The organism is Hufsiella ginkgonis (assembly GCF_009834915.1).
Classification (GTDB): domain Bacteria; phylum Bacteroidota; class Bacteroidia; order Sphingobacteriales; family Sphingobacteriaceae; genus Hufsiella; species Hufsiella ginkgonis.
This window is the reverse complement of record NZ_WVHS01000001.1, coordinates 676042-689123: the sequence shown is the minus strand read 5'-3', so window position 1 is coordinate 689123 and position 13082 is coordinate 676042. Positions and strand designations below refer to the sequence as shown.

The 13082-nt window shown below is 50.0% G+C and carries 9 protein-coding genes; 6 read left to right on the top strand and 3 right to left on the bottom strand.

The annotated features are described in order from the left end of the window. Window positions 1–17: 17 nt before the first annotated feature. A complete protein-coding gene (locus GS398_RS02870; protein ID WP_160905213.1) occupies window positions 18–3323 on the bottom strand; it encodes a vitamin B12-dependent ribonucleotide reductase in 3306 nt (1101 codons plus the stop codon). A gap of 386 nt (window positions 3324–3709) precedes the next feature. On the opposite strand from GS398_RS02870, the gene GS398_RS02865 reads away from it, so the two are divergent. From GS398_RS02865 to GS398_RS02840, 6 genes are all read left to right on the top strand, one after another. Then, window positions 3710–4267, top strand: coding sequence for a hypothetical protein (locus GS398_RS02865; RefSeq protein ID WP_160905212.1), 558 nt, complete (start codon window positions 3710–3712; stop codon window positions 4265–4267). A 3-nt stretch (window positions 4268–4270) separates the two neighbouring features. Then, window positions 4271–5401: a tetratricopeptide repeat protein gene (locus GS398_RS02860; protein ID WP_160905211.1), complete on the top strand. Its 1131-nt coding sequence runs from the start codon at window positions 4271–4273 to the stop codon at window positions 5399–5401. Between the two features lie 122 nt (window positions 5402–5523). Beyond that, window positions 5524–6621 carry a tetratricopeptide repeat protein gene (locus GS398_RS02855; RefSeq protein WP_160905210.1) on the top strand — a complete coding sequence of 366 codons (1098 nt, stop codon included), beginning with the start codon at window positions 5524–5526 and terminating at the stop codon, window positions 6619–6621. Between the two features lie 200 nt (window positions 6622–6821). Then, window positions 6822–9005: a carboxy terminal-processing peptidase gene (locus tag GS398_RS02850; protein ID WP_237488068.1), complete on the top strand. Its 2184-nt coding sequence runs from the start codon at window positions 6822–6824 to the stop codon at window positions 9003–9005. Between the two features lie 73 nt (window positions 9006–9078). Then, entirely contained in the window at window positions 9079–10140 is a 1062-nt protein-coding gene (locus GS398_RS02845; RefSeq protein WP_160905208.1) for a ligase-associated DNA damage response exonuclease, read from the top strand. Beyond that, on the top strand, window positions 10137–11744 hold the full coding sequence (locus GS398_RS02840; protein WP_160905207.1) for an ATP-dependent DNA ligase: 1608 nt from the start codon (window positions 10137–10139) through the stop codon (window positions 11742–11744). Before GS398_RS02845 ends, GS398_RS02840 begins: the two co-directional genes overlap by 4 nt. Here GS398_RS02840 and GS398_RS02835 read toward each other — a convergent pair. Continuing rightward, window positions 11727–12668, bottom strand: a complete 942-nt coding sequence (locus tag GS398_RS02835; protein ID WP_160905206.1) for a M56 family metallopeptidase — start codon at window positions 12666–12668, stop codon at window positions 11727–11729. The genes GS398_RS02840 and GS398_RS02835 overlap by 18 nt on opposite strands. Further along, window positions 12661–12990 (bottom strand): BlaI/MecI/CopY family transcriptional regulator, encoded by a 330-nt coding sequence (locus GS398_RS02830; protein ID WP_202405937.1) that lies wholly within the window; start codon window positions 12988–12990, stop codon window positions 12661–12663. The genes GS398_RS02835 and GS398_RS02830 overlap by 8 nt, the downstream gene beginning before the upstream one ends. Window positions 12991–13082: the final 92 nt, after the last annotated feature.

The following is a 13082-nucleotide window of genomic DNA, read 5'->3' as shown; positions in this document are numbered from 1 at the left end:
TATTGCAGCTGTTCCGATTAGGAACAACCGCCTTGCGTCCCGCAATTTAAACATTTGTAACAGGTGCCGGATCTTACCATAATGTGGCCGCAGTTGCCGCAGGCGGGCGCATCACTTTGCCCGCCGCCGGAGATATCCAGTACGGGTTTCAGTTTCACGCTGCCTGTGGGTTTGGACTCCGGTAGATATACATTGGTATGATCTGTATTTACGTCTTCTTCATCGAATTGCGGATTTTCGAGTGCTGCCGGCTGCTCGGTGAGTACATGGACAAGGTCGGTCCGTTGCAGGTATTCGTAGCCAAGCATGCGGAAAATATAGTCGATGATGGAGGTTGAGGTCTTGATATTATCGTGACCCATTACCATTCCGGATGGTTCGAACCGGGTAAAGGTGAATTTATCAACGAATTCCTCGAGCGGAACACCATACTGCAGGCCTACAGAAACCGCGATGGCGAAGCAGTTCATTAACGAGCGGAAGGTGGCGCCTTCTTTATGCATGTCCACGAAGATCTCTCCCAAAGTTCCGTCTTCGTATTCGCCGGTGCGGACAAAGACGGTTTGTCCGCCAACGTTCGCTTTCTGGGTAAAGCCGCGGCGTTTAGCGGGCAGTACTTTACGTTCGACCACCGATGACAACTGGCGCTTAAATTTAGTGTCGGTAGATTTTTCCAGGATGGCGCGGGCGGCTTCCAGTACCTGCTCTGCGGTAAGATCGCTGAGCTTTACATTTGCTGCTTCACCAAGCACTTCTTCCACGCTATCGAGCTTGTCTTCTTTGGTGTCTGATGATTTGGTAGAGAGCGGCTGTGATAGTTTACACCCGTCGCGGTAGAGCGCATTTGCTTTAAGAGCCAACTTCCAGGAAAGTTCGTAACAATCCTTTATCTCTTCAACAGTTGCCTCATTGGGAAGGTTAATGGTTTTGGAAATAGCTCCCGACAGGAAGGGTTGTGCGGCTGCCATCATTTTAATGTGGCCGTGTGCGTGGATATAACGCTGACCTTTGCTTCCGCAGCGGTTGGCGCAATCGAATATCGGGTAATGTTCTTTTTTAAGGTAAGGCGCGCCTTCGATGGTCATGGTGCCGCAGATATACTCATTGGCTTCTGCGATCTGCTGGCGTGTAAAGCCAACAGCGCGTAAGAGGTTGAAATCAGGGGCGTTATATTGTTCAGGTTTAAACCCGAGGCGTTTCAGGCAGTCTTCGCCTAATGTCCACTGGTTAAATACAAACCCGATCTCGAATGCGGCAAGCAGGGATTTGTCGATCTTTTCGAGCTCGTCCTGGCTGAATCCTTTTGATGCGAGGCTATCAAAGTTAATGTGCGGAGCGCCTTTCAGCGTTGCGGCGCCTTTGGCATAGTTCACAATGGCCTCTATCTCGTGCTCCTTGTAACCCTGGTTGCGTAATGCAGAGGGTACGCCCTGGTTGATGATTTTAAAATATCCGCCACCTGAGAGCTTTTTAAATTTCACCAATGCAAAATCGGGTTCGATGCCGGTAGTATCGCAATCCATGACCAGGCCAATGGTGCCAGTTGGCGCGATAACGGTAGTCTGCGCATTGCGATAACCGTACATTTCGCCCATTTCTACTGCTTTATCCCATGCGTTGCAGGCAGCGGAAAGCAGGTAGTCGGGGCAATATTTAGGATCGATGCCGGGAGGCGCAATTTCGAGCCCTTCGTACTCATTGGCGTTGTAAGCGGCGTAGCGGTGATTGCGCATTACGCGCAGCATGTGTTGTTTGTTGTCTTCGAACCGTTTAAATGCGCCGAGCTCTTTCGCCATTTCGGCGGATGTCGCGTAGGCTGTCCCGGTCATTACAGCGGTGATGGCGCCACCGATCGCCCGGGCTTTGTTCGAATCGTAAGGAATTCCGGCAACCATTAGCATAGCGCCGAGATTTGCGTATCCGAGGCCAAGCGTACGGTAATCATAAGAAAGCTGTGCCACTTCTTTTGACGGGAACTGTGCCATCAACACCGAAATTTCCAATACAACGGTCCATATGCGGCAGGCATGTTCAAAAGCTTTTACATCGAATACCAGCGTGTCAGGATTAAAGAAATGTGCCAGGTTAACAGAGGCCAGGTTACAGGCGGTATTATCCAGGAACATATATTCTGAGCATGGGTTCGAAGCATTGATGCGTCCGCCTTCGGGGCAGGTATGCCATTCGTTGATGGTGGTATCGTACTGTACCCCGGGATCTGCGCAGGCCCAGGCCGCAAAAGCGATGTCCTGCCATAATTTCTCGGAAGAAATGGATTTAACCACTTTGCCGGTGGTACGGCCGATGAGGTCCCATGACTTTCCTTCCTGTAAAGCGTGGAAAAAGCTGTTAGGGATACGTACGGAGTTATTGGAGTTTTGGCCGGCAACAGTGCGGTAAGCTTCGCCTTCGTAATCGGAAGAATAGCCGGCGGCTATCAGCGCCGCTACTTTTTTCTCTTCTTCTACTTTCCAGTTAACAAATCCTTCAATTTCAGGGTGTTCCAGGTCAAGGCAAACCATTTTAGCGGCACGGCGGGTAGTTCCGCCGGACTTGATCGCGCCTGCTGCACGGTCGCCGATCTTGAGGAACGACATCAGCCCCGACGAATGACCGCCGCCTGACAGTTTCTCGCTTTCGCCGCGGATGGCGCTGAAATTTGTACCTACACCCGAACCGTACTTAAAGATCCGGGCCTCACGTACCCAAAGGTCCATGATACCGCCATCATTGACCAGGTCATCGCTTACCGAAAGGATGAAGCAGGCATGCGGCTGAGGGCGCTCGTACGCAGAAGTGGATTTTTCTAATTTCTCCGTTCCGGGATCTACAAAGTAATGACCCTGTGGTTTACCGGTTATACCATAGGCGCTGTGTAAACCTGTATTGAACCATTGTGGCGAATTAGGAGCCGCCAGCTGGCCGACGATGGTATACACCAGTTCGTCGTAAAATATATCAGCATCCTGCGCGGAAGCGAAGTAGCCGTATCGGCTTCCCCATTGTTTCCAGCAATCCGCCATCCTATGGGCGACCTGTTTAATGCTTTTCTCTGAACCTGTTGTTCCATCGGCCAGCGGGACACCGGCTTTCCGGAAATATTTTTGGGCCAGAATATCAGTAGCCACCTGGCTCCACGAAGCGGGAACCTCCACATCTTTCATTTCAAATACGGCATCCCCGGCAGGGTTACGTATCACTGATGACCGTTTCTCGTATTTAAAAAGATCATAAACATTTACGTCGTCTTTGGTGAAGAGACGCTGGAACCGCAATCCCTCCCCGGCTCCTTTCGCGGATTTTGTTAGTGGTGTCTTTCCCATGGTGTGCTTTTTATGTAGTTGTGTAACAGAGAAATAGATGTCCCCAAAAAGTTAGGGGGTTTTTAACCAAAGTTATCGCCCGGGGTAATGCCGACGAATTCGAGTTTTCCACATTTAGTTAGTGTAAATAGTACATATGTGCTGTATAGCCAAAACGAAATTGATTTTAAAGGGGTAGCACTGTGGAAAACTAACTGAAATACCTTTTTTTGGCACTTTCTTATACACTTTTGTAATAACGGAACGGCAATTGCTTTAAACAACATATGTTAACCACCCTGATAAGGATTTGTTGTGCTATTTCTCTTTCGTTTTGTGTCTTTTTAAGTAAAGCGTATGCTATACCCTGCGGTATTGTATCAATAAGCGAACATGAACGCCGGGTAATGCATGCGGACAGCTTGCCTGACTCTACCGACATCTCGCAAATGCTATATCTTGGAATTACAAGACAAGAAAACATCAGGCAGTTTAACCGGCTTATCGGGGTGTGCGTTACCATAGCGGCAGACAGTCTCCGGAAAGGCAATCCACTGGCTGCCGAAAGGGTGATCGTTACGGCCGGGTTACCGGTGATCTCTCATTACGGGGATTCATATAATACCTTTCACGCCTTTATGGTTCTGGGACGGAGCTATTACCAGCAAAAGAAATATACCCAGTCTAAATGGTTCTTCATCCAGTCGAATACAACCGCTAAAAAGATCGGTTATGGCTCGGGCGAGTTGTTCTCGCTCCTGGAACTGGCGAAGGTAAAAGAAGCTATTAACGACGACAAGCTGGCGCTCAGCGATTATAAATTGGCAGCTGCCCTCGCCGCCAGAATGAAATTTACCACCACATTGACGCAGATCAGGAAAAATATCCTGAAATTGAGCACTTCACCGAAGACCGCCAATGCAGAGTTATTCAAACCCCAGGCAACCCTTGCCGCTGATCGCTAGGTCATGAAGATCTTTATAAGGGGGTTGGCCATACTTCTTGCCTGCTTGCCGGGATCATGCGCATACGGACTGGCCTCCGAAACCGTCTCCGCAGCAGACAGCAGCATCAATATTCATATCGGGAAAGCACGGCAATTTTTTTACCGGTCGAAACCTGACTCTATGTTCCTGGAACTTGCGGCCGCACGCACATTGAGCAGGCACTCAGGCAGCAAACGCGGCCTGGCCGAGGTTAAGATCGTAACCGGTGACTTTTGCCTTAAAAACAGCCTGTTAGGCCGCGCCGATTCAAGTTTCAGGGATGCGTTAGCGCTGCTTGACACGTCAGCGGCCAGCAAGGTGCTTAAAGGGGAGCTATTTGCGGGCCTTTCCATGGTGTTCTTTCGCCGGAGATCCTACCCGGAAGCGTTGGAATACGGGCGCGACGCGGTCGCAATGTTTAGTCATGCCGGTTCAACGAGCAGTCTCGCCCAGGCATATATGCAGCTTTCCGCGATATTGAACCGCTTAAACCGCTCCCGCGAAGCGGAAAAACTGATCCTTAAACAAGCGTTGCCCCTTTTCCGCTCTGCAGGAAATACTCCTGCGCGCGTGGGCTGTTTCAACGTTCTCGGCGATCTTTACGATACCATGAACCGGAATTCGGAGGCCAAATGGTTTTTTATACAGGCGAACACACTTGGCAGGTCGCTTAGTAATACCCCGGCCATTGTGGAATCACTCGTAAAGCTTGGAAAAATTAAAACACGCATCGGGGATTACCAACTGGCGCAACGTGATTTTAGCGAGGCTCAATCGCTCGCCACTTCGGGCGGTTTGTTGAGCTTGCTGAGTTCGGTGCATGACGAGCGCAGCACACTTTATGGTAAGACAGGTGAAACCGTTGCGGCGGAAAAAGAACGCTCGCTAGCCGCTTACTGGAAGCGTTTGGCGGACAGGCTGGAAAAAAAGCAGGCTGCCGGGGCTTTGCATTATGTTAATAACTTCGAAAACGAGCCGCCTGCGATTGTGGAAAACAAAAAGCCGGGTAAGGTGGCTCATCCAATGCCGGTAAAGCTTATATGGCCATATATTGTCATTTTTGTGTTGATCGTTGCCGCTATTATACTAATCCTGAAGTTTAAACGTAAATAGGTGCAGTGGAAGGCGGGATGGTGATTTTAGAATTCAAAAATTCCTTCGTATTTTCATCGGATTGAGCTGGGTTTTATAAGAGGGGTCTTATTTAAGGGCTTCCGTGAGTTTTTAGAAGGGAAATGATTAAAAAACTATTTATCCTGGCGGCACTCCCGCTGTCGGGAATACAAAGCGCCGTACTGGCTAACACGGATTCGTTAAGTGCCGTTACATCATCCAAGCACCTGGCACCGGTAAAGATCGGTCCGGAAGCGTATATCCTGCCCCCGCCTCCGCCGCCGGTAGACCTGGAGAAGGTGCGCAGAATGACGATCGACGAACGTTTCAGGAACCGTGTGGCGGAACAGGTAACGGTTCGCTCGTTCGAGGAAATGAAACAACTTCGTACGCTGCTGGCCAATATCGAGATTTACACCACGGTAAACGAGGGCAACCTTCAGGATATAGAACAACTGTCGGGTTCACTGGGATACGCCGCAGATACCAAAAACCAGGCGCTGGTATTTAACGCGCTTGCGGTTTATTATGCGGTTAAAGGAAACCTCGAAAAGTCATTCACGTTACTCCGGCAGTCGCTTGCCATCCGGGATCAACCGTTTGATAAATCCCTGCGTACGGCGAACCCGGTGCTTGTCGCCCTGGCGGAACTTGCGCGTCTTTCGGGACGGACTGGTGATGCCGTAGACTATTACACCAGCATCGCGGCAGCAAACCAGGCGGCCGGTAAACATATCCCCGCAGCATCGGCCTACGTGACCATTGCGACACTGAAATGCGCACAGAAAAATTATGCTGAGGCTGAAAAACTGCTTCTTTGGAAAGCATTGCCCATGTTCAGGGGAAACAAACCAGGAAGAATGAGCTGTTTTAACGCACTTTCGAGGGTGTATTACCTCCAGGGCCGTTATTCTGAAGCGAAATGGTACTGTTTGCAAGGAAACACGCTGTCGCTTACATTGAATGATGTAGAGGCCCATGTAACCTTCCTCGCCCAGTTAGCCGCAATAAAAAACCAGGAAGGCGATAGCTTTCATGCGCTTATTGACTTTAAGGAAGCGGAATCGCTGGCTTTCCGGAATAACTGCCTCGCCCGTTTGGTAGAAATAAAGGGCGACATGGGAGAGATCTACCGGAAAATGGGCGATTATACGGCTGCTGGATCTGCCATAGAGGAATATAGCCGCTTGCGGACAACGCTGCTGAGCAATGTGCAATAATCACGTTAATGTTAAAATAGCGGGTAATGGTTACGTGTTTAACAATATTTAACACTTCCCACGAACATTTAACATTAAATTTGGGTATAAACTTGTTACAAGAGAGGCAGTAATTTAACTGCCTCTTTTTTGTTTAATTTAAAAACTGGTATCAATTTCGCTAGTGTTCTTATCTAATGGATTTTAAATCGTTCAAGGAAATGTTAAAAAATAAAGTTCTGGCCCTGTTTATCCTTGCCGCATTGGCATGTAAGGCCAACCCACGGGTAGTGGCCGATGTTCCGGGATCAAATAACCTTAAGGCTGATCTCCAGCAGGAAGTAATAGTAAAGAATCTCGTGGATCTCTTTGAAAAATATCATTATAAAAACGTGCCGCTGAACGATTCGCTTTCGTCGGTGATCTTCGACAGGTATCTTAAAAATCTCGACCAGGGACATAACTACCTGCTTGCTTCGGACGTAAAAGCTTTTGAAAGATATCGTACTACTCTTGACGATGACTTGCGCAAAGGCGACCTGAGCACGTTGTTCCAGATGTTCAACACTTTCCAGGCACGGTACAACGAGCGTATCAGGTACTCTATCGCCCAGATCGATAAGGATTACGATTATAACGGTGGCGGTACCTATGCTTACGATCGTAGTAAAATGCCTTGGTTCGCCTCTGCCGCAGAAGCGGATGCGATGTGGACCAACCGCATACGCTACGACCTGCTTAATTTGAAAATAGCCGGTTCTGACGCTGCAAAGAACAAACAAACCCTGAAAGCACGTTATGAGAACCTATTGTCGCAGGCCTCGAAAACGAATAACCAGGATGCTTTCGCCATCATGATGGACGCCTTTACCGAATCCATCGACCCGCATACCAATTACTTCCCGCCGCTGAAAGCGCAGGAATTTAACGAGGAAATGGCTAAGAATTTTGAAGGGATCGGCGCACGTCTTACCATGGACAATGAACTGGTGAAGATTGCCGAGATCATTAACGGCGGTCCGGCTTACAAAGCCAAGACACTACATGCCAACGACCGGATTATCGGGATCGCACAGGGTAAAGACGGGGAATTTGTGGATGTGATCGGCTGGCGGATAGACAATGCCGTTACCAAGATCAAAGGCCCTAAGGGGACAGTGGTACGATTGAAAATTATCCCTGCAGGACAGGACCTGAGCTCGACCCCGAAAATAGTGGAGCTGGTTAGAGACCGCGTGGTACTCGAAGACCAGTCGGCAAAAAAAACCATTAAAACCGTTACCAGCGGAGGAAAGGCCTTTAAGATCGGTGTGATCACCATCCCCGATTTTTACATGGACTTTAAAGCCTATCAAAAAGGCGACCCCGATTATAAAAGTACTACCCGCGACGTGCGCCGCCTGCTCGATACGCTTAAACGCGACAAGGTTGACGCCGTGGTGATCGACCTTCGCCGGAATGGCGGCGGCTCGCTTCCTGAGGCTATCCAGCTTACGGGGCTATTCATTAAATCGGGTCCGGTGGTACAAACCCGTGATGCACGTAAAGTAGAGGTGGACGAAGACGAGGACCCGGGCATCGCCTGGGAAGGACCGCTCGGTGTGATGGTGGACCGCTTCAGCGCTTCAGCTTCGGAGATCTTTGCCGGTGCGATCCAGGATTACGGACGGGGAATTATCATGGGAACGCAGACTTATGGAAAAGGAACGGTACAGTCCGCCATCGATATGTCGCGCGTGATCTCTACATCAGACAAAATGATGCTGATGGCTGCCGCTGCAGGAGAAAAAGGTCCCGTACATAACGTTCAGAAACCTAATGGCGGAACGGTAACCATGCTGGATAATACCCCAAAATTTGGACAGATCAACCTTACCATGGCTAAATTTTACCGGGTAACCGGCAACAGTACCCAGCATAAGGGCGTTTTCCCGGATATCCAGTTCCCCATGATCTATTCCGCGGAAAAATATGGTGAAAGTTCTGAGCCTTCCGCACTTCCATGGGATTCGATAAAAACAAGCAAGTTCACACCGTTTGCCGATCTTCGGCAGATCAGGCCGGTGCTGGCTAGCCTGCACGATAAACGGATGAAAGCATCGCCGGAATATAAATACCTGGTGGATGATATCGCCGAATTTAATAAGCGCGACGACGAAAATGATGTTACCCTTAACGAAGCACAGCTGAGAAAGGAACGTGATGAACAGGAAGCCAAAGCCCTGGCACGCGACAACCAGCGCCGCGCAGCAAAAGGATTGCCCCCGGTTAAAAAAGGTGATCCAAAGGTGAAAGCAGACCCGATCGATTTTGTACAGGATGAAAGCCTGCAGGTAATGGCCGATTTTATTAAGCTGAGTGCCGGCGACCAATACACCCTCAAAAAACCGATTGTAAAACAATAGCGTTCGTTATTAAGTATTTATTAAGCGTATGAAGATTTGCTTCATACGCTTTTTTATTTTATTAAGGAACGCAATGCGCAAGCCCCTGCTCGAATTTAATGACAACGGCATCTACTGCCCTCCCGGGAAATTTTATATAGATCCGTGGAAACCGGTAGACGATGCCGTGATCACCCACGCACACTCCGACCACGCCCGTTGGGGAAGCAAACAATACCTGGCGCATCACCTTTCGCGGGAAGTACTGTATTACCGGCTGGGAGAGATCAGCTTGCGCACGATCGGGTATGGCGAAACCGTTGTAAAGAACGGGGTGAAGATCTCGCTGCATCCGGCAGGACATATTATCGGCTCTGCGCAGGTACGTATAGAGTATAAGGGAGAGGTATGGGTGGTCTCCGGTGATTATAAGCTGGAAAACGATGGGGTTTGTGAACCGTTTGAGCCGGTTAAATGTCACTCCTTTATCTCCGAATGCACCTTTGGGATGCCGGTATATCACTGGAAACCGCAGCAGGAAATACATAATAACATTAATCAATGGTGGCGGCAAAATGCGGCTGAGGGTAAAGCGACCGTTATCGTCGGCTATTCCCTGGGCAAAGCACAGCGGATCCTCCAGCACCTGGATTTATCGATAGGCGGGGTTTTTACACACGGCACCATCGATAACACACATGAAGCGCTTCGGCGTAACGGCGTACAGCTAAATGCGGCTACCCGTATTACCCCCGACACCCCGAAAGAAGCTTTTCGCAACGCCATTATCATTGCCCCGCCTTCGTCGGCAGGTACCCCGTGGATGCGGCGTTTTATGCCTTATGATTTTGGTTATTGTTCCGGGTGGATGGCCCTTCGGGGCGCAAAAAGGCGGCGGGCGGCTGATCGAGGCTTCGTGCTTTCGGACCATGCCGACTGGGAAGGGCTGATCACGGCAATCGCTGCTACTGAATGCGAAACCGTTTACCTGACCCATGGTTACACGGCGACGTTTGCCCGCTATTTATCTGAGAACGGCTACGATGCCCACGAAGCTCATACGTTATACGGCGACGATGAAGGCGGCGAAGCGCAAGCTGAAGCCCTCGCCGCAGAAAGTGAAAATGCGGCATTAGCGGAAGGAGACAGCTTATGAAAGCATTTGCCCAACTTTTTGCCGATCTCGACGAAACCAACAAAACGAACGAGAAAGTACGCATCCTGAAAGATTATTTTGTGGCGGTGAGCGACCAGGACAAGATCCATACGCTGGCGTTATTTACCGGCAGGAAGCCGAAACGACAGATCAACTCGACCCTGGTACGTACGTGGGCAATGGAAATGGCCGGGATCCCGGGATGGCTGTTCGAGGAAAGCTACCACGTGGTAGGCGACCTGGGGGAAACGATCGCGCTGCTGCTGCCTGGTAATACTTCTTCGCAGGATAAATCACTGGCAGAATGGATCGAAGAGATCAATCACCTCGGTAACCTCGACGAAGAAGAGCGCCGCACCTGGCTCCGGGCGTCGTGGGCATCCATGGACCAGCAGGAACGATTCGTTTTTAATAAGGTGCTTACCGGTAGTTTCCGCGTCGGCGTATCGCAAAACCTGATTATCAAGGCGCTTGCCGACCTCTCGGGACTAGACACCGCTACACTCACACACCGCATCATGGGGAACTGGGACCCGCTTACCTTCAGTTACCCGCAGTTAATGCAGGAGCAGGATGCTTCCGACGATTTTTCACGCCCATATCCGTTTTATCTCGCGTATGCGATACAGGAGACATCAGACCAGGTGAAATCTGCCGCACAGATCGGCGAAACGTTGGGCGATCCCGCAGACTGGCAAGCGGAGTGGAAATGGGACGGTATTCGCGCGCAGGCCATCCGCCGCGGCGAAAGTTTTATCTGGACCCGCGGAGAGGAGCTTGCCACCGAAAAATTTCCCGAGCTGCATGATTTTTTAGCGGACCTGCCGGATGGAACAGTACTCGACGGCGAAGCGATTTGTTATTCTGAAGGCCATCCTTTACCGTTTAACGTGCTGCAGACCAGGATCGGGAGAAAGAATCTTTCTAAGAAAATTTTGGCCGAAAGCCCGATGGTATTTATCGCATACGATTGCCTCGAGTACCAGGGCGAAGATACCAGGGGCCTTCCGCTGACCTCGCGGAGGAAAATTCTCGAAGATCTTCAGCTGGCAACGCGGCACCCGGAAGCGTTTATGATCTCGCCGGTGGTTAATTTCTCCGGGTGGGAGGAGCTATACGCATTGCGAATGCAGTCGAGGGAGTATCACGCAGAAGGTTTCATGCTTAAAAAACGCAGCTCGGTGTACCAGGTGGGCCGGAAGCGCGGCGATTGGTGGAAGTGGAAAGTAGATCCGTTATCGGTAGATGCGGTAATGGTCTACGCGCAAAAAGGACATGGGCGACGTGCCGACCTCTATACCGATTATACGTTTGCAGTTTGGGACGGCGATAAGCTGGTACCCTTCGCCAAAGCGTATTCGGGGCTGACCGATAAGGAGATCGGCCAGGTAGACCACTTCATAAAAAGGAATACGATCGAAAAGTTCGGACCTGTACGTACGGTAAAACCGGAGCTGGTGTTCGAGATCGGGTTCGAAGGGATCAACCAATCTACACGGCATAAATCCGGGGTAGCCTTGCGGTTTCCCCGGATCTTACGGTGGCGGCAGGATAAAAAGATGGAAGAAGCCGATACGATCGAAAGTTTAAAGGCAATGCTCTGATCGTATAGCACTGTTTAGCTTCCTGCGGAGACCGCTTCCGGCCTCCGTTTTTGTGCTGAATAACATGATCGCGGCGATCATTACCGGTATCAATGCGGCCGCTTTCAGGAACGCGCGGCTTTTGGGAGTGTGTTGTGTCATCATAACGAGTCTTTTTTTGGTGATTAAAAAATTGAAGCTGCTGGCAAGGGCCAGGTTGGTGTTGAGCAATACTTTGCTGAGCAGCAGTTGCTGGTAGGAGGAAATATTCTGGTGTGTGCTTAATACGGCCTCATCTGCCAGGAATTCATGGTTAAGCCTGATCGCTTTCCTGTACAGCTGCAAAAAAGGATTGAACCAGGCGATGCATTGGACCAGTTCTACGAAAATAATATCCGCCGAATGTTTCTGCGTCGCGTGCGCAAGTTCATGCGTAAAAAGTTCCGCTTCTATTTCCCTCCGGTGATATTGCTGTTCGTTAATGAATATGTAATTGGAGAAACTATAGGGGCTGATCGCTTTTTTTACCAGCACCAGTTTCGCACCCCGGTACGGAACAACCTCACAGCTGTGTACCGGGGAGAAAATGAAATAGAAATTTACTCCCATCCGGGCAAGCAGTAAAATGAGGACGATGCCATACACAGTGGTGATGGCAGCGGGAAATAACTCGCGGGTTCCGGTAACGGCTTTTGCGGTTGCCAATACCGGCGTTGCAGCACCTGATGCAGGGTAAACCACCTGCCCGGTCGTTTGAGGCGCTACGGTAACCGTGCCGGTAGAGATCAGCGGAATAACAAACGGCACGACGATAGCCGCCAGTAAATAAAAGCGGTTGAACCGGTGCATCTTCTCCTTTTGGAGAAAAAGGTGGTAGGCCGCCAGCAGCAACGCGGAACAGGCGACCATCCGGGTAAGGTACCCGATCATTGAATATTCAGTCATTTTTCTTTTTTTCGATCTCTTTATCAACAATATTCCGCAGTTCCCGCAATTCGGCTTCGGTGAGGTTGCCGGATTCGGTAAAGAAAGAGGCGAACCTGAGCACCGAATTGCCAAAAAAGTTCCTGATAATGCCGCTCATGTGCGTGGAAAAGTAATCGGCCTTTTTTACCAGGGCGTAATATTCGCGCGAGTTGCCATATTGGGTGTACGCAACAAATCCCTTATCCTGCATTCGTTTTAACAACGTAGCAACGGTGGTTGCCGCGGGCCGGGGTTCGGGATAGGCATCGATCAGGTTTAATGAAGAAAAGTCGGGAGGCAAGGCAGAAAAGATAAAGCGGGTCTGCGCCGGTTAGCATACCTGACTGTTCGAACCGCTTTAAGCTTACTTTCTGCTTCAACTTAAAAAAGAAA